Source organism: Rhodoferax sp. EU05-FHT12H12 (assembly GCF_058791215.1).
On sequence record NZ_JBYTDI010000002.1, the window covers coordinates 185,571 to 202,544 of the forward strand.

The 16,974-nt window shown below is 61.9% G+C and carries 19 protein-coding genes; 7 read left to right on the plus strand and 12 right to left on the minus strand.

Annotated elements, in window-relative coordinates:
• The first annotated feature begins 53 nt into the window (after positions 1 to 53).
• The 4 genes from AC3WS7_RS05665 to AC3WS7_RS05680 all read left to right on the plus strand — a co-directional run bounded on the left by AC3WS7_RS05665 (position 54) and on the right by AC3WS7_RS05680 (position 4,812).
• On the plus strand, positions 54 to 542 hold the full coding sequence (locus tag AC3WS7_RS05665; RefSeq protein ID WP_492655684.1) for a pilin: 489 nt from the start codon (positions 54 to 56) through the stop codon (positions 540 to 542).
• A 48-nt stretch (positions 543 to 590) separates the two neighbouring features.
• Entirely contained in the window at positions 591 to 2,273 is a 1,683-nt protein-coding gene (locus AC3WS7_RS05670; protein WP_492655685.1) for a PglL family O-oligosaccharyltransferase, read from the plus strand.
• A gap of 206 nt (positions 2,274 to 2,479) precedes the next feature.
• Positions 2,480 to 3,259 carry a TfpX/TfpZ family type IV pilin accessory protein gene (gene tfpZ, locus AC3WS7_RS05675; protein ID WP_492655686.1) on the plus strand — a complete coding sequence of 260 codons (780 nt, stop codon included), beginning with the start codon at positions 2,480 to 2,482 and terminating at the stop codon, positions 3,257 to 3,259.
• 77 nt (positions 3,260 to 3,336) lie between these two features.
• Complete coding sequence (locus AC3WS7_RS05680) at positions 3,337 to 4,812, plus strand: M48 family metalloprotease (protein WP_492655687.1); 1,476 nt, start codon at positions 3,337 to 3,339, stop codon at positions 4,810 to 4,812.
• On the opposite strand, the gene AC3WS7_RS05685 is transcribed toward AC3WS7_RS05680, so the two are convergent.
• Both AC3WS7_RS05685 and AC3WS7_RS05690 read right to left on the minus strand, forming a co-directional pair.
• Complete coding sequence (locus AC3WS7_RS05685) at positions 4,783 to 5,133, minus strand: phage holin family protein (protein ID WP_296464965.1); 351 nt, start codon at positions 5,131 to 5,133, stop codon at positions 4,783 to 4,785. The genes AC3WS7_RS05680 and AC3WS7_RS05685 overlap by 30 nt on opposite strands.
• A 72-nt stretch (positions 5,134 to 5,205) precedes the next feature.
• Positions 5,206 to 5,916 carry a TerC family protein gene (locus tag AC3WS7_RS05690; protein ID WP_492655688.1) on the minus strand — a complete coding sequence of 237 codons (711 nt, stop codon included), beginning with the start codon at positions 5,914 to 5,916 and terminating at the stop codon, positions 5,206 to 5,208.
• Between the two features lie 345 nt (positions 5,917 to 6,261).
• On the opposite strand from AC3WS7_RS05690, the gene AC3WS7_RS05695 reads away from it, so the two are divergent.
• Positions 6,262 to 6,705 carry a DUF3717 domain-containing protein gene (locus AC3WS7_RS05695; RefSeq protein WP_492655689.1) on the plus strand — a complete coding sequence of 148 codons (444 nt, stop codon included), beginning with the start codon at positions 6,262 to 6,264 and terminating at the stop codon, positions 6,703 to 6,705.
• Between the two features lie 71 nt (positions 6,706 to 6,776).
• Here AC3WS7_RS05695 and AC3WS7_RS05700 read toward each other — a convergent pair whose 3' ends face one another.
• Both AC3WS7_RS05700 and purB read right to left on the minus strand, forming a co-directional pair.
• The gene (locus tag AC3WS7_RS05700; protein WP_492655690.1) at positions 6,777 to 7,337 is read right to left on the minus strand and encodes a YaeQ family protein; all 561 of its coding nucleotides are present in this window, start codon (positions 7,335 to 7,337) and stop codon (positions 6,777 to 6,779) included.
• Positions 7,337 to 8,716, minus strand: coding sequence for an adenylosuccinate lyase (gene purB / locus AC3WS7_RS05705; RefSeq protein ID WP_492655691.1), 1,380 nt, complete (start codon positions 8,714 to 8,716; stop codon positions 7,337 to 7,339). Before purB ends, AC3WS7_RS05700 begins: the two co-directional genes overlap by 1 nt.
• Before the next feature lie 96 nt (positions 8,717 to 8,812).
• Between purB and AC3WS7_RS05710 the strand changes: the two genes are divergently transcribed.
• Both AC3WS7_RS05710 and AC3WS7_RS05715 read left to right on the plus strand, forming a co-directional pair.
• Entirely contained in the window at positions 8,813 to 9,427 is a 615-nt protein-coding gene (locus AC3WS7_RS05710) for a glutathione S-transferase C-terminal domain-containing protein (protein WP_296464951.1), read from the plus strand.
• 106 nt (positions 9,428 to 9,533) lie between these two features.
• Complete coding sequence (locus AC3WS7_RS05715) at positions 9,534 to 9,767, plus strand: hypothetical protein (RefSeq protein ID WP_296464948.1); 234 nt, start codon at positions 9,534 to 9,536, stop codon at positions 9,765 to 9,767.
• A gap of 15 nt (positions 9,768 to 9,782) precedes the next feature.
• On the opposite strand, the gene AC3WS7_RS05720 is transcribed toward AC3WS7_RS05715, so the two are convergent.
• The 8 genes from AC3WS7_RS05720 to AC3WS7_RS05755 all read right to left on the minus strand — a co-directional run bounded on the left by AC3WS7_RS05720 (position 9,783) and on the right by AC3WS7_RS05755 (position 16,903).
• A complete protein-coding gene (locus tag AC3WS7_RS05720; protein ID WP_492655692.1) occupies positions 9,783 to 10,232 on the minus strand; it encodes a nuclear transport factor 2 family protein in 450 nt (149 codons plus the stop codon).
• Positions 10,229 to 11,008: an SDR family NAD(P)-dependent oxidoreductase gene (locus AC3WS7_RS05725; RefSeq protein ID WP_296464941.1), complete on the minus strand. Its 780-nt coding sequence runs from the start codon at positions 11,006 to 11,008 to the stop codon at positions 10,229 to 10,231. The genes AC3WS7_RS05720 and AC3WS7_RS05725 overlap by 4 nt, the downstream gene beginning before the upstream one ends.
• Before the next feature lie 79 nt (positions 11,009 to 11,087).
• The gene (locus AC3WS7_RS05730; RefSeq protein WP_492655693.1) at positions 11,088 to 11,627 is read right to left on the minus strand and encodes a DUF3833 domain-containing protein; all 540 of its coding nucleotides are present in this window, start codon (positions 11,625 to 11,627) and stop codon (positions 11,088 to 11,090) included.
• Positions 11,624 to 12,916 carry an MFS transporter gene (locus AC3WS7_RS05735; RefSeq protein ID WP_492655694.1) on the minus strand — a complete coding sequence of 431 codons (1,293 nt, stop codon included), beginning with the start codon at positions 12,914 to 12,916 and terminating at the stop codon, positions 11,624 to 11,626. The genes AC3WS7_RS05730 and AC3WS7_RS05735 overlap by 4 nt, the downstream gene beginning before the upstream one ends.
• A complete protein-coding gene (locus tag AC3WS7_RS05740) occupies positions 12,913 to 13,491 on the minus strand; it encodes a chalcone isomerase family protein (RefSeq protein ID WP_492655695.1) in 579 nt (192 codons plus the stop codon). The genes AC3WS7_RS05735 and AC3WS7_RS05740 overlap by 4 nt, the downstream gene beginning before the upstream one ends.
• Before the next feature lie 20 nt (positions 13,492 to 13,511).
• On the minus strand, positions 13,512 to 14,783 hold the full coding sequence (locus tag AC3WS7_RS05745; protein ID WP_492655696.1) for a class I SAM-dependent methyltransferase: 1,272 nt from the start codon (positions 14,781 to 14,783) through the stop codon (positions 13,512 to 13,514).
• 31 nt (positions 14,784 to 14,814) lie between these two features.
• Entirely contained in the window at positions 14,815 to 15,606 is a 792-nt protein-coding gene (locus AC3WS7_RS05750) for a DUF1365 domain-containing protein (RefSeq protein WP_492655697.1), read from the minus strand.
• 4 nt (positions 15,607 to 15,610) lie between these two features.
• On the minus strand, positions 15,611 to 16,903 hold the full coding sequence (locus AC3WS7_RS05755) for an NAD(P)/FAD-dependent oxidoreductase (RefSeq protein WP_492655698.1): 1,293 nt from the start codon (positions 16,901 to 16,903) through the stop codon (positions 15,611 to 15,613).
• Between the last annotated feature and the right edge of the window lie 71 nt (positions 16,904 to 16,974).

Genomic DNA, 16,974 nt, shown 5'->3' on the forward strand with positions numbered 1-16,974 from the left:
GGTTGGCACGAAGTCTGCTGAGAGTACGCCCTCACACTTTTTTGGAGTTTTGTATGAAGCGTTCTATTCAAAAGGGTTTTACCCTGATCGAATTGATGATCGTGGTTGCGATCATCGGTATTTTGGCTGCTGTGGCTTTGCCTGCTTACCAAGACTACACCATCCGTGCCCGGATGTCCGAAGTCATCTTGGCGGCTTCTCAGTGCCGAACCACAATAACAGAAACGGTGCAGACCGCGACGGGCACTTCTGCGTTCCAGGCAGGTGGCTGGGGCTGCGAGAACTCAGCTCCTGGTGGTCAGGTTGCTCGTATTCAGACCAGTGCTGAAGGTGCGATTCGTGTGACAAGTGGCGTTGTCAACGCTGCCGGATTCATTATTTTGGCTCCGACGGACGCGACTCAAGTAGCGCCAAGCGGCAACGTGAACGCGTGGTCATGCGGGCCTGCCACTACTGGTGGTGTAAACCCCAAATTTTTGCCGGGCTCTTGCCGCGACACGGTGGTTGGTACAACCTATGGAAGCAACACCTTTTTGCCCTAATTTCCCAGCGACCCAACTCACAAAGGGGCTCTCGGAGCCCCTTTTTTTATGAACACTGTATTGCACGGACTAGCACTCGCATTGCTGGGTATCAGCTGGCTGGTGCCACATCATTTGCCTCCTTGGTGGGCTTTCCATACGGAGGCCCCGGCTTTTGCAGCTACGGTGCTGATTGCATTGTTGTTGGCATTCAAAAATGCGCCACTGAGGGTGCGTACTGTTGCCTGGGTATTGGGTGGATTGGCAGCATTTGCATGGGTGCAATGGGCATTTGGGTTAATAAGTTATGCTGGTGATGCTTGGATCGTGGCGTGCTATTTGGGGGTATTTTTATTCGCTTGGCATTGGGTGGATGGTTTGGAAGGTGATGCGGCCCCGTCGCGATTGCTGACGCAACTACAAGTACTGCTTGTTGTCGTCGGACTCTGTGTAGCGCTGCAAACGATGGCTCAAACATTGGCAGTCCACACTGCATTTGGTGACTGGGTTTTGGAGCCGTTACCCGGTGGTCGTGCGCGTGGCAATTTGGGCCAACCCAATCAGGCTGCAACGACACTTGTATTGGCTGCTGCTGCTGCTACGGGGCTATTTGCCACACGTTATCTCAGTAGTTGGTCCTTGGGAGCAGTTTTGACTCTGTTGGCGCTTGCTCTTACTACGACACAGTCTCGCACAGGTGTGCTGTCGGGTACTTGTCTGGGGCTCTTGGTGTACTGGTTTGGGCGTGGTAGCCGTTTGCCTTGTGTCTACCGACTCGGGGCATTAGCGTGGGTGGGCTCTCTGTGGGGGCTGGCATGGCTGTATGCAGCCAGTCCAAGTGGGGTTTCGGGCGGTGCATTGGGCGTGGGCGACCTTGCCGAGCAGGGGACTCGCCCCGTGCTTTGGGCGCAGTTTGGCTTGGCCGTAATAGAACGCCCCTGGTTCGGTTGGGGCTGGCTGCAAGTTCCTGCCGCGCAGCAGTTTGGGGCTCTCAGTGTGCCTAGTATTGAACAGGCAAATTTTACCCACAATTTCGTGATTGATACGTTGGTAATGTTGGGCCTACCCATCGGGGGAGGGCTTCTAGTGACTTTTGCCGTGTGGTTATGGATGCGGTGGAGGACGGTGCGCGGGTCGCGTCATTTGGTATGGACTTATGCATTGCTATTGCCATTGGGCGTGCATTCTCTTTTGGAGTACCCGCACGCGTATGCCTACTTCGTTGTTGTTGCGGGTGCGATTTTCGGCGTTATTGATGCGTCCAGTCCCGCGCAAGTACAGCCTTCCGGGGTGCTGATGGGGCGTCTTTCGCTGGTCGCGTTGACTGGTGTATGGATTGGCCTAGTTGCCACAATAACGTACGAGTACATAGTGGCAGAAGAAGACTATCGGGTAAATCGATTTGAGAATCGACGCATTGGAGATGTATCTGCGGATTATGTTGTTCCACGGCTTTATTTGTTGACCCAAACAAGCGAACTTCTTCGTGCCATGCGATTGCGGGCAGCACCCCAAATGACTGAAGAAGATTTGAGCATGTTGCTGCGCACATCCAAGCGCTATACATGGGCGCCGCTTCTGTTCCGTACGGCTCTTGCCTGTGCTTTAAATGAGCGTCCTGAAGATGCGTACGATCGCTTGCTTGTAATCAAACAATTGTTCGAACCATCCGTTTATTCGGAGGCGGTTTACAGTCTTCGACTGTTGGGGCAGGAGAAATATCCTGTGCTGCTTGCGCAGCCGGTTCCTTAGAGCTTGCTCGTGATCTCCTGAGTGGCACCCTGCTTGAGTCGATTGGATGTCCAAGCTGAGCCCAATTACTATTGGCAACTTGCCAGTCAAACTGCTACAACGGAATAGCTTTAATCAACGAACCTCAACGATACCCGGAGCAATTTCGTGGGTGTGCTTATTGCGATTTGACAGTTTACGCACGCCGCTTACAGTTGAGGCAACTTATGCGTATGTTTCCCAATTCACCTTCCTTTTGGCGTGACCGTATTCAGGCCAGTGTTGCCCACTTCGCTTTAAGCCTAGTCATCGCGTTACTAACCGCTTCGTTGGTATTCGGCATTTGGTATCCCTATCCCTACCGGGAGGTTTCAGGCGGGCGCGAATTATTTTTGCTAGTCGTCGCGGTGGATATTGTGCTTGGACCGCTGATTACACTAGCCGTATTCACCCGCACCAAACTTTGGCCCGAGTTGCGGCGCGACCTAGTAGTCGTGGTCCTAATGCAGCTCGCGGCATTAAGCTATGGCCTGTGGACCGTGTCTCTGGCGCGTCCGGTGCACATGGTCTTTGAGTACGACAGATTCCGCATCGTGCATGCTATTGAAGTAGTGCCGGAGTTGCTGGCTCAGGCGCGTGCTGACGTAAATGCTTTGCCCATCACGGGGCCGACTTTGCTGGCGCTGCGTCCATTCGCAGACGAGGAAGAAAAAATGAATGCTACTCTGGCTGCCCTGCAAGGGGTGTCTCTGGCATCTCGCCCCGATCTATGGCAGCCTTATGATCTGAGCATTCCCGAGGTACTCAAAGCGGCTAAACCGGCGGAGGAACTGAAAATCCGATTCCCGGACCAGATGGCAGAGATTGAGCGCGTACTTGGGGACGAAGGCCGCACACCTGAAAAAGTGCTCTACCTTCCCCTAGTTGGCCGCAAATCTTTCTGGACAGTATTCCTCGACCCAATCACGGCCGGCATTGTGGCAACCATGCCTCTGGACTCGTTTTGATCCGAATCTCCGAGCAAAATTGTCCTTCAGCCCCTTTCCACATAGCGCTAACAGCTATTGTCTGTATAGCGTTTTTTGTGGCGGATCGCTGCTGGGCGCAGCCCTCTCCAACCCGCGAAGGCTCAGCCCTCCCCAACCTCGGCGACAGCACTTCCATCACCCCTGCCGCCGAACGCCGTCTGGGCGACCGCATTGCCCGGGAGCTCTACCGGGACCCCGATTACCTTGACGATGCGGTCATTGGCGATTATGTGCAAAGCATCTGGTTGCCACTGATGACGGCGGCCCGGGCTCGGGGGGAGTTGCCGCCGGAGTTGGACGCGCAGTACGCGTGGAAGGTGTTGCTGGGGCGTGACCGCTCGGTTAACGCCTTTGCCTTGCCGGGCGCCTATTTCGGCGTTCATCTGGGCCTGGTGGGCGTGGTGTCCAGCAAAGACGAGCTGGCGGCCGTTCTGGCCCATGAGCTGAGCCATGTGACGCAGCGCCACATTGCCCGTTTGATCACCCGCCAGAACGAGCAGACGCCCTGGCTCATTGGCGCGATGATTCTGGGGGCCATGGCGGCCAGCAAAAATCCGGGTGGTGCCAATGCCGTGATTGTGGGGGGGCAAGCGGTGGCTGCTCAAACGCAGCTCAATTTTTCGCGCGACATGGAGCGCGAGGCGGACCGGGTGGGTTTTGGCATCGCCGGTGAAGCGGGGTTTGCCCCCCAGGGTTTTGTGTCGATGTTCGAGAAGCTGCAGCAGTCCAACCGGCTCAACGACGCGGGCGGTTTTCCGTATTTGCGCAGCCACCCTCTGAGTACGGAGCGCATGGCCGATATGCAAGCACGTATTCCCAGCCAGGCCGCTGCCACGCACCCTGCACCGGCGGTCGAGCATGCCTTGATTGCCTCTCGTGCCCGCGTGTTGTCCAACCCCTCTGTGGACGCCCAGCGACACTGGGTGCAAGAGGCCGAGCCTGCGCAGCTGGCGCGCCAACCCGCAGCGCAGCAGGCCGGGGCTCTGTATGCCGCCACACTGGCTGCCTCGCGTTTGCGGTCCTTCGACCAAGCGGAAGCTCTGGGGCGGCGCTTGCGCAGCGCGGCGGGGGCCGATGCGTTGGTTGCGCGCCAAGTGCGCCTGTTGCTGGCCGAGATTGCGCTGGCCCGTGGCAATGCGGCGCTGGCCCTGGTGGAGCTGGGGCCGCAAGGGCCCAACCGCAGCCGTGCCGAACTCTTCTTGGCGGTCCAGGCGCAGCTGGCGCTGGGCCACGCCGATGGCGCGTCACAAAGCCTGCAAACCTGGGTTGCGGACAACCCTGCTGACGCGCAAGCTTGGCAATGGCTGGCCCGTAGCGCCGCTGCACAAGGTCGCACGGTCGCCTCCATCAGGGCCGAGGCTGAAGTGAATATCGCGCAGCTGGATTACGCCGCTGCGTTGGCCCGTCTTAAAGCCGCGCAAGACATGGCTCGCAATGACCCCAAAGCGGGCGACCACTTTGAAGCCTCCATTGTGGACACCCGGGCGCGCCAGGTGGAGCAATTACTTCGAGAACAGGCGCTCGAGCGCTGAATCAATGATCAAACCCAGCGCGGTGTAAATCAGCGAACCGATCAGGGCTGCCGTGAAGCCCTGCACGTGAAAGCCCTCCAACACACTGGCTGCAGACCAGAACATCAGGGCGTTGATGACAAACAGGAACAGGCCCAAGGTCAAGACGGTGAACGGCAGCGTCAGCACCACCAACAAGGGGCGCACCACGGTGTTTAGCAGACCAATCACAAATGCGGCGATTAACGCGGCGGTAAAGCTTTTCACTTCCACCCCGCTGTATAGATGCGCAACGGCCAGCAAGGCGGTCGCGCTCAGAATCCATTTGATGAGTAGTTTCATGGTGCGTCAGCATAGCACCGGCCTCAGGCACAGCCCAGAGGCCGGGCCGCGGAACGGGTGTTGGCGGATTGCTCAGGCCTTCTGCGCAAGTGCAGCTTGGGCGCGCTTCTGGCTCCACCAGCCGGCACCCAGCACACCCAGCACAGCGACTGCATAGAGCGTCCAGCGTGCCGCCAGCTGCATGCTATCGGTGGTGTGGGCATCGCCAAACACTGGGCGCAGCAGCGCTTCGCCCACGACCATCTTGGCCGCCGTGAAGGCCAGCACCGCGGCACCCAGCTGGATGATGACGGGGAAACGCTCGACCAAGCGCAGCACCACGCTGCTGCCGAACACCACAATCGGCACACTGATCAGCAGGCCAATCACCACCAGATCCATGGCGCCGTGCGCAGCACCGGCCACGCCCAGCACGTTGTCGATGCCCATCAATGCGTCTGCCACCACAATGGTTTTCATGGCGCCCCAAAAGGTACTGGCGGACGGGCCATCGTGTTCACCGTCGCTTTGGTCTGCCAGCAGTTGGTAGGCAATCCACAGCAGCCCCAAGCCACCCAGCAGCATCAGCCCCGGCACTTTGAGCAACCAAACGACGCCCAAGGTCATGATCGAACGCACGATGATGGCACCCACGGTACCCCAGAGAATGGCTTGGCGTTTGAGTGGGGGCGGCAGGTTGCGCGCGGCCAGTGCAATGACGATGGCGTTGTCGCCAGCCAGGACGAGGTCGATCAACACAATGGCCAGCAGAGCAGACCACCAAGGGGCAGAGAGAAATTCCATGTCAAATCCAGGTTCAAGTCGATGGGGGCACATCGCGGACTGGACCGGGGACAAGGATGGCGGACCACCAAGGCACTTCGATCCAGCCCGCGGTGGGCTGTAATCGAAGGTCTTGCTCGGCCAGGTGGTGCACCTGGCCCAACAAGCCGGAAGCGGAGCTTCGTATTGACGACTTGTTGATAAACGCTGCAAGGGCAGCGTCAGGGAGCTACTCCCCTTCGGCCGCGCAGTGTACGCGCAAGGTGCTAAAGGCCTGCAAATACCCGGGGTTTTTGGCCGATTGCGCTGCGGGCATGGGGCACACGCCACGCGCGGTATATGATCCGCCCCCTTCTACGGGAATCTATGGCAGGCATCCACATCACCGACATCGAGTCGGCCATCAACTACTGGCGCACGCGCGAGCCTTCGCCCGATGGGGTGGCTCTGCCCGCACCCACGCGTGCGTTGGCCGAGGTGTATGCACTGCTGGTCTACTACCACGAGACCGAGGCCGACGAGGCCACCATGCCGCCCAAGGCGCTGGCCGCTTGGTTGGCATGGTACGAAAGCACGCCCGATACGCCCTGTATTGCCATTTGCTCCACCAGCCAGGGGGACGACCTGTGCAAGGGCTGTGGCCGCACCTTTGATGAAGTGCAGCGCTGGCCCGAGATGGGGCCGGCCGCCAAGCGCGCCACCTGGCGACGCATCACGCTGGATGCGAGCGCCTGGCGGTTCAACAAATACGCGGAGCGGGCGGCCGAAGGGCAGAGTGCCCCGGCTGCTGAATCGCTACCAAAAGAGTAGCTGCTCGCGCAGTATTGGTGCGGGTTGGGACCTTGTTTGGCTTGAAATGGCAGCGCCGGTGCTGCCGCCGCTCACTTCCAGCGGATCGGCTCGATGTCCACGGTGTTCACGCCGTCTCCCAGCATCAGCACGCCCTCTTGTACCGTCGCCTGCAGCTGCATGCTGCGCTGTGCCAGCTTGGCCAGTGCCTGCGAGGTGGTCGATGGAATGCGCCACACCTGCAGCTTGTCCAGGCGGCTCAGCTTGCTCTCCATGCCCTTCCACCAGATATCGGCAGAGTGGGCAAAGGGGTAGAGCAGCACTGCATCGGCCTTGTTGCAGGCCTTGCTAATGGGTTTGTCTTCCGGTTGGCCCACCTCGATCCACAGGCGCTTGTGGCCCGTGAAATCGGTCAACGACACATCCGGGTCTTCCACATCCGACAAGCCCGCGCCAAAGGCCAGCGTGCCGTCGCCATTGCACACGGTTTGCAGCTTGTAGGCATTGAAGGCCAGCGCGGCCAGCCGCACCATCATGCGTTCATCGGTCTCGCTGGGGTGGCGTGCCAGCGTCAGGGCGTGGTCGGCGTAATAGCTGTTCTCGATGTCTGCAATCTGCAGGTTGGCCTTGTAGATAGTGGATTTGAGTGCCATCAGACGCGCTTTGCCAGCTCCGAGGCCTTGCCGGTGTAACTGCCCGGCGTCATGGCCAGCAGGCGGTCTTTTTCTGCCTGGGGAATCTCCAGCCCGGCGATGAAGCCTTGCATCAACGCCTTGGTCATGGCCTCGCCGCGGGTGAACTTCTTGAGTTGCTCGTAGGGCTGGGGCAGACCGAAGCGGCGCATCACGGTCTGGATGGGCTCGGCCAGCACTTCCCACGATGCGTCCAGGTCGTCGGCAATCGCAGCTTCGTTGATTTCCAGCTTGTTCAGCCCGGTCATCAGCGAGCTGTAGGCCAGCACGGCATAGCCCAGGGCCACGCCCATATTGCGCAGCACGGTGGAGTCGGTCAAATCACGTTGCCAGCGGCTGATGGGCAGCTTTTCGCTCAGGTGCTTGAGCAAGGCGTTGGCCAGGCCCAGGTTGCCTTCGGCGTTTTCAAAGTCAATCGGGTTGACCTTGTGCGGCATGGTGCTGGAGCCCACTTCGCCGTCTTTGAGGCGTTGCTTGAAGTAACCCAGGCTCACATAACCCCAGATGTCGCGGCTCAGGTCAATCAGGATGGTGTTGGTGCGTGCCACGGCGTCAAACAGCTCGGCCATGTAGTCGTGCGGCTCGATCTGGATGCTGTAGGGCTGGAAGGTCAGGCCCAGGCCCAGCGGCTCGGGGGTTTCGATGACCTTGCGGCTGAAGGCCTCCCAGTCGAACTCGGGCCAGGCCGAGAGGTGGGCGTTGTAGTTGCCCACGGCGCCGTTCATCTTGGCCAGGATCTTGACGCTGGCAATACGCTCGCAGGCGGCCTGCAGGCGCACCACCACGTTGGCCAGCTCCTTGCCCACGGTAGTGGGGCTGGCGGTCTGGCCGTGGGTGCGGCTCAGCATGGGCACGTCGGCGTAGGCATGGGCCATGTCGCGCAGCTTGAGCACGATCTTGTCCAGTGCGGGCAATACCACCACGTCGCGGGCCGAGCGCAGTTGCAGGCCGTGGCTGGTGTTGTTGATGTCTTCGCTGGTGCAGGCAAAGTGCACAAACTCGCCGGCCTTTTCCAGTTCTGGGCGGGCCTCGAACTTGGACTTGATCCAGTACTCCACCGCCTTGACATCATGGTTGGTGGTCTTTTCAATCGTCTTGATGGCCTCGCCATCGGCTTCCGAGAAGTTTTTGACCAGGCCCAGCAAGTAAGTACGTGCTCCGGGCGTCAGCGGTTTGAACTCGGCAAAGCCCGCATCGCTCAGGGAAATGAACCATGCCACCTCCACCTGTACGCGGCGGTGCATATAGCCCAATTCGCTGGTCAGCGGACGCAGGGTGGCAAGCTTGCCGGCGTAGCGGCCGTCAAGGGGGGAGAGGGCGGAGATGGCGGAGAAAGTCATCCCCGAATTGTAGGTTGTGCGCCACGCCCGACCCCATGGCCCGTTCAGGCCAACCCCGCTGGATAGAATCGGTCCTCAAGCAACTGCCAAGACCCCATGAAATTACTCGGATCCACTTCCAGCCCCTATGTTCGCAAAGTCCGCGTCGTGATGGCCGAGAAGAAACTCGATTACGCCTTTGTTCCCGAAGACGTGTGGGCGGCAGATACCAGCATCGCCGAGTCGAACCCGCTGGGCAAAGTGCCCTGCCTGATCATGGAAGGCGCAGAAGCCCTGTTTGATTCGCGCGTGATCGTCGAATACCTGGACACCCTGTCTCCCGTGGGCAAGCTGATTCCGTCGGTGGGCCGTGAGCGCGCCGAAATCAAGACCTGGGAAGCGCTGGCCGATGGCCTGATGGACGCCGCCATCCTGGCGCGCCTAGAGGCCACTTGGACGGGGCGCACCAAAGCCCAGCGCAGCCAGGCCTGGATCGACCGCCAGATGGCGAAGGTGACTGGCGCTCTCCAGGCCATGGACCGCGGCCTGGGTGAAAAACCATTCTGTGGCGGCATTCACCTCAGCCTGGCGGATATTGCCGTGGGTTGTGCGCTGGCCTACCTGGACTTCCGTTTTCCCCAGATCGACTGGCGTGCGGACCATCCCAATCTGGGCAAGTTGCTCGAAAAACTGTCGCAGCGCCCCAGCTTCGCCGACACCGTTCCGGCCTAGGATTGGTGCGGGCTGGAAGCCAAAAAGGGCTTGCAAGCCTTGTTTTACACGGCATTACATAAAAACACTGGTCAAAACCCGCGCCAGTGCTTACAGTCGGCCGACCATGGCGACTTACAAAACCGTTTACAAGTGCCGCGAATGCGGTGCCACCAGCTACCAGCCGGTGATTGACCGTGCCGCCAATGGCGCGCTCAAGCCCACCGGCGAGTACAAATGCACTGGCTGCCGCAATGTGTTCGCCAGCCTGCGAGCTTGGTGGGAACCGCGCCGCACGGTGGACTTTCCCGATTTCCAGGGCAGCAAATTCGGCAGCCAGGCCAACGCCACTGGGCGCTGACCCGCTCCTGCTGCCCTAGCTGGTGGCCCGTTTCTTGAGCCAGCGCATCACCCCGCCCACCATGGGCAATTTCTCGTACAACTCTTCCGCCGCATCCCAGTAGTCGCGGTGCAGCGTCACCAAGCCGGTGTCGTCAAACACCAGGTGCGAGCCGCCCAGAATCACCTGCTCCTCCGTCTGCTTGAAACGCCGGAAGCGGAAGCGAAATTCCCAGGTCAAAAAACACTGTGAGCCCTGCACGATGCGCTCGCGCACCACAAAGCGCGGGTTTTCCAGCGCCTCGAACATGTGGGCAAATATGCGGGTGATGGCGGGCAAGCCGCTCACCGCGTTGAACGGGTCTTTGAAGCGTGCATGGGCCGCGTACAGCGCAGGCAGCGTGGCCAGGGCGGTGGGTGTCAGGGTCTCAAAGAAATCCACCACGCGGGTGACGGCGGCTTCGTTGGACAGGGGGGAGGCAGTCATAGGGTGGCGCGGCTCACTAGGTAAAAGTAGGCCCGGTGCGGCAACACGCGCAGGGCTTTCAGCCACAGCGTAAACCGTTTGGGGAAGTGGATCTCGAAGTGGCCCCGCGCCCATCCGGCCAGAATGGCCTGGGCCGCTTGCGCCGGGCTCAGCAGCGCAGGCATGGCGAAGTTGTTCTGCGCCGTCAGCGGGGTTTGCACAAAACCGGGGTTGATGAGTGACACACCAATCCCTTGGTCATGCAGGTCCAGGTACAGCGTTTCCGCCAGGTTGATCAGTGCCGCCTTGGTCGGGCCATAGGCCAGGCTGTTGGGCAGGCCGCGGTAGCCCGCCACGCTGCCCACCAAGGCGATGTGGCCGGCGCGGCGCGCGCACATGGCGGGCAGCACGGCGCTTAGCACCTGCAGTGCACCGGTGTAATTCACTGCCAAGTGGCGCTGCATGTCGACCAGGTCCAGCGTTTGCGCACGCATGGGGGTGTAGTGGCCCGCGCAATAGACCACGCAGTCCAGCGGACCACGCGCCAGCAGCTGGGCCGCCGCCGCGTGCACGGCCGCGGCATCGGTGGCATCCAGCGGCAGCGCCGTGCTACCCGGGTGGGCGGCCACAAAGGCCTCCAGGTCGGCCACCTTGCGGGCCGACACCACCACGTGGGCGCCCAGCGCGTGCAGCGCTGCGGCCGTGGCTTGGCCGATGCCGCTGGAGGCACCCACCATCCAGACGGTTGTGCCGCGCCAGTCGCGCAGCGGTGGGTTCAGGGGCTGGAAGAAGGGCATGGGAATAATCTTTTTTGCTCTATTTTTGATAGCTGCTCGCGCAATATCCATAAGGGCTAGATGCCAATTTTGCTTAAAACTACGGGCGCTTGGCGAACGACAGCGTCACCTCGCCAAGCCGTACGCCGAACTTGCGCATGGTGGCCTTGTTCAGCATCACGGTGTCCGTCATCAGGTACATCCAGTCGTCGAATTGCACGTCATAGACGGAGCCATCCACCGGCAGGCGCAAGGTATAGGTCCAGTAAAACGCATTGCCACGTGCCTGGCCCTGGGCGGTGCCCACCACATCGTCGGCGGTGCCGGTGTAGCGGCCATCCGCCAGTTTCTTCAGGCGCCAGATACGCTTTTGTTTCGTGCCGTCGGAGTAACTGAAGTCTTCGTCCAGCACCCCTTCATCACCCTGCCAGCGGCAGCGCATCACCACGGTGAAACGTTTGGCCACGGCGCCCGAACGGTCGGTGAACACGCCATAGGCGTCCAGCACACCGTTGAAATATTGCTGCAAGTCCAGCGCCGGTTGTTCCTGGCGGTATTGGTCAATGGTTTGGGTGCCGCAGCCGCCCAGCGCAAGGGCGCTGGCTGCGGTGGCGGCGCTGAGGAGCAGGCGTCGTTTCATGGGGTCTTTCGGATGACGAGGGTGTAGAGCAATGCGGCCGCCACGGCTTTGAGTACGCAGGGCAGCAGGCAGTAGGCGATGGTGAGGACCTGCAGCGCTTCGGGCGCGCGGGTGCCGGGTGTGTAGCCCAGCACGCCCAGCAGCGGCAGCGCCACCCCGGCGGCCAACGCTAGGTTGAGCTTGGTGGCAAAGTTCCACCAGCCGAAGTAGGCGCCCTCGGTGCGCCCACGGTCGCCCGCTGCGGCAATGCAGCCGGCCAGCAGGGCGCCGGGCAGGGCGAGGTCGGTGCCCAAGGCGATGCCCGAGAGCACACACACCGCCACAAAACCCGGGGTGTCACCCGTGCCCAACTGGGCTGCAAACACGAACACCACCATGGACAGCAGCATGCCTGCCAGCCAGGTGCGCGCCAGGCCCAGGTGTGGCACTGCGCGCAGCCACAGCGGCAGTGCCAGGGCGGCGCAGACAAAGTAGCTGCCCAGGAACACCGCTTCCGTACCCTTGGGGGCCTGCAGCCGGTCTTGCGCAAAAAACAGGATCAATGTGGCGGGCACGGCGCTGGCAATGCCGTTGACGACAAAGACCGCCAGCAGTGCGCGAAATGCGGGCCGGGTGAACGGCAGCCAGACGGATGCAGGCTGGCCGGCAAAGAAGCCCGCTTCGCTGGCAACAGTGGTGCCGGAAGGCGGCTTGCGTGCCACCCGCCAGGCCGCCCAGCCGGCCCCAAGCGCTACAAAAAACAGAGCTGCTGTCGCAGGTAGACCGAGGGCTAGCGGCATAATTGATGCCAAAACGACACCGAGCAACCCCAGCCCTTCGCGCCAGGCTACCACGCGGCTGCGCTGCACCTCGTCCCCGCCCAGGCGCGCGCCCCAGGACTGGTGCAGGATGCTCAAGGCGCTGTAGGCCGCGTAGGTGACGACCAGGCAGGCCGTGGCCCACGGCACCAGTGCGCGGGGGCCGTGGACCGGCGGGAAGAACAGCAAGGCAAAGCCCGCACCCAGCACCGCACAGGCTAATGCGGCCCAGGCCAGCACGGCGCGCAACGACTGAGCAAACAGCCGGTCGCTCCAGCGGCCCAGCAGCGGGTCAATCAGTGCGTCCAACAGGCGTGCCGCCAGCAACACCGCGCCCAGCGTGGCCAGTGGTACGCCAAACGCGGTTGCGTAGTGGTTGGGCAGCGTCACATACAGGGGCAGCGCCACAAAGGCCAGCGGCAGCCCCATAAGGCCGTAGCGCCAACCGGCATGCCAGTCGAACACGGCTGCGGGGGATGGTGTCAGGTTCATGGATTCAGCCCCGCCAGCAATTCGCTGCGCAGGCGCGGTTCGCTGGTCCAGGGTGCAAGCCAGATGCCGAAGAAGCGTGGGCCAAAAGCCGGGTCGGCCACGGTGGCGCGCAGCGTGCCGTTGTAGACAAAGCGGGTCCCCGCCGCAGGGCTGTGCAAGCCGGTGATGCGGTCGCCTTCTTTCACATCGGGAAAGGCGTCCACCATCGCCTGCAGCCAGCTTTGTTCGGTGGCGGCGTCCAGCGGCCCGCCGCGGCGCATCTCTTGCACCGAGCGTTCGGCGATGGATTTGCCGCCAAGCGACCGCAGGTAGCGCAGCTCCAGCGCGATCGGGTAGGTCGCGTACTGCGCCGCCTCAAAACCGGGCGCCACCCACAGGTCGGCGTCGTACACGGACCAACCCAGAAACCGCATGCGTGTACTGCCCGCGCGCCGGGCTTGGGGTAGCTGGGCCTGCACCTCGGGTGGTGGGGCGATTTGTGCAAAGGCGCTGCCGGTGCTTGCCATGGCGGCCACCCCCGAGCCCAGCCGCAAGCCGCGGTGCAAGAGGTGGCGACGGCTGGGTGGAGGCTGCATGGCGGGGCCGTGTGTAGGCGTCAGGTCGCGCGTTTTTGCAGCGTGTACTGCACCACATCGATGTTGCGTTCGTCGAAGGCGGCTTCGCAATAGGCCAGGTAGAACTCCCAGATCCGCATGAAGCGTGGGTCGAAGCCAGCGGCCATCACACGCTCCCGCTCGGCCAAAAAGGCGTCACGCCAACGGCGCAGGGTCTCGGCATAGTCGGGGCCAAAGGCATATTCGTCCACCACCTCCAGGCCTGCTGCGCGGGCCTGCGCACGGAACTCCCGGGGGCAAGGCAGGCAGCCGCCGGGGAAGATGTACTGCTGGATGAAATCGGTGGAGGTGATGTAGCGCTCAAACAGCGCGTCGTCGATGACGATGCTTTGCACACACGCTCGGCCACTGGGCTTGAGCAGCTTGGCCACGCTGGCGAAATAGGTGGGCCAGTACTCGCGGCCTACAGCCTCCACCATCTCGATGGAGCAGACCGCGTCAAAGGGTGCGTCCGCGATGTCGCGGTAGTCTTGCAGGCGCAGGTCGGCAGTGACCTTCACGCCTTGGGGCGGCCCGGCGTCGCTCGCGTTGGGGACTCCGAGACGTTGCATGCGTTCGCGTGCAAAGGCCAGCTGCTCGGTGCTCAGCGTCACACCCGTGATGGAGGCATTAAATTCGGTGGTTGCCATTTCTGCCAGCGCGCCCCAGCCGCAACCAATTTCCAGCACGCGGTTGCCGGGCTGGACACCCGCCATGGACAGCGCGCGCCGCACCTTGGCCTTCTGTGCCTCGGCCATGGGCTGGTCGGTGTTGCCCGCGAAGAGGGCGGACGAGTAGTTCATGGTCTCGTCCAGCCACAGCGTGTAGAAGGTATTGCCCAGGTCGTAGTGGGCGTGGATGTTCTTCTGGCTGTTGGCCATGGTGTTGCGGTTCAGCAGGTGTTTGATGCGGTAGAACAGCCGCCCGACCCAGGTCCCGTAGATCACGCCTTCCACCTCGGCGCGGTTCTTCACCAGCACGCGCAGCAGCTCGGTCAGGTTGGGGGTGCTCCAGTCGCCGGCAATAAAGGTTTCGGCAAAGCCAATGTCCCCGGACTTGATGGCTGCGCTGCAGACATTCCAGTTGTGCAGCTGGATGCTGGCGTGGGGCAAGGCTTCGCCGCCAAAACGCTGGGTGCTGCCGTCCGGCAATTGCACGCTCAGGCTGCCGTGGCGCAGGCTTTGCAGGAGTCTGAATACAGTGCGTGCGGCAGCCGGAGTGCCACGCGGCAGCACAAATGTGGGGGTGCCAGAGGTAACGCTGTTGGTGTTCATGGGGCTTCTCACGCAGTCATGCAAAGGTGGGTTAACGGCTGGTCAGGTGGGCAGGCGGCACAGGCTTGCGAAAGAACCGCACTTTCTTGCGCCAGAGTTTCAGCGCTTGCCAGTGGATGCGCGCGACCACGCCCAGCGTCATCGCCGGATGGGTCCACAGCGCACGCCGCACACTCTGCGGGTTCAGGGGCTCCAAGGTGCCGCTCACGCTGGTCTCGATGAGGGGGCCATGTGCATCGTCGTAGTCGATGCGCGCCACGGTGCGCTGCAAGTCGGGTGTGAGCATGAAGCGAAAGCGGTAGCCACCCTCCACCGGGCAAAACGGCGACACATGGAATACCTTGTCGGCCCGCAGCTCGGCGCCATAGCGGGGCTGGTCCAGCAGGTAGCAGTGGCGCTCGCCAAAGGTGTTGTTCACCTCCACCACCACCACGCGCAGGCTGCCGTCCGTGCGGTGGCAGTACCAAAAACTCACCGGTTTGAAGGTGAAGCCCAGCACGCGCGGGTAGCAGTGCAGCCAGACTTCTCCGTTGGCATCGGCAATGCCTTCGCCGTGCAGCAGGGCATCCAGCCAGGCCAGTGCGCCGCCTTGTTCGGGGCCGCGGCCATCGCCATGGTCGCGGTCATAAAAGCCCAATGCCGCCCGACGGTTGCGCGCCAGTGCGCCTGGGCCATGGGCCTGCAGGCTGCGCATCGGCAGCATCAAAAAATAAGTGCCGTAGGCGAAGGCATTGCGTACGGGGCGCAAGCGGGTATGGCGCACTTGGCCAAAGCCCAGCAGGGCCGTCGGAGGCGTTGGCTGGGGGGACGCAGTGCCACTCATGGCGTCAGGACTCCGCGGCCAGCACGGCCTGCAGGCGCTTGGCCACGTTCAAGCCCGATTTCAGACCATCTTCGTGGAAGCCGTAGCCGGTCCAGGCGCCGCAAAAATAGGTCCGGTTCTGGCCTTGCAAGGCGCCCACTTCGCCTTGCGCACGGATGGCGGCCAGGTCAAACACCGGGTGGGCATAGTCAAAGCTGCCATGCACATGCGCGGAGGCAATCTCGCGCACCGGGTTCAGCGACACCACCACGCTTTGCGCAAACGGCAGCGGCTGCAGCAGATTGAGCAAGTAGTGCAGGCAAACCCGCGTGGCATCTTGCGCGCTGTCCGCACTGCGTTCGTAGTTCCAGGCCGCCCAGGCGCGCCGCGATTGCGGGAGCACCGAGGTGTCGGTGTGCAGCACGGCGCGATTGGCCTGGTACCGAATGGCGCCCAGCGTGGCGCGCTCGTGTGCCGTGGCATCGGCCAACAGCGCCAGGGATTGGTCGGAATGGCTGGCCAGTACCACCTTGTCAAAGTGTTCGGTTTGGCCCTTGGAGGTGATCAGCACCCCGCTGGGCGTGCGCTTGATGGACTGCACCGGTGTGGCCAGGCGCTTGTCGGCCACCTGCGCCACGATCTTCTCCACATAGTGCCTGGCACCGCCAGCCACGGTCCACCACTGCGGGCGGTTGCTGACCTGGATCAGGCCGTGGTTGTGGCAGAAGCGAATCATGGTGGCCACGGGAAACTGCAACATCTGGTCGGTGGGGCAGCTCCAGATGCAGCCCAGCATGGGCAAAAAATACCAGTCGCGGAACTCCGCGCTGAGCTGGTGCAACCGCAGAAAGTCGGACAGCGGCTGTTGTAGCTCGGCTTCTGCATTGCGTTGCGCTATGTCGGTTGCCAGACGGTTGAAACGCAGCACATCGCGCAACATGCGCAGAAAACGCGGGTTGACCAGGTTGCTTCGCTGGGCAAACACGGTGTTAAGAGTGGAGCCGCTCCATTCCAGTGGCCCGTTGCCCTTGGCGCCGGGTACTTGCACCGAGAACGACATGTCGGATTTGGCCGTTTCGACGCCGAGCTCTGCCAGCAAGGCAATCAGGTGCGGGTAGGTGCGTTCGTTGAACACCAGGAAGCCGGTGTCTACGCCGTGGGTAACCAGGCCTTGCGGACCCGGCAGGGTCACATCCACCGTATGGGTGTGTCCGCCAAAGTAGTCGCCGGCTTCAAACAGGGTGATGTCGGCCTGCCCGCGCAATGTGTGGGCGACGGCGAGGCCGGAGATGCCGGAACCAACGATGGCGATTTTCATGGAGCGAGGACTGGCTTTAGCAGCTTGAATACAGTGATGTAAACTATAAAGTAATTTTATGACTGCGTGGT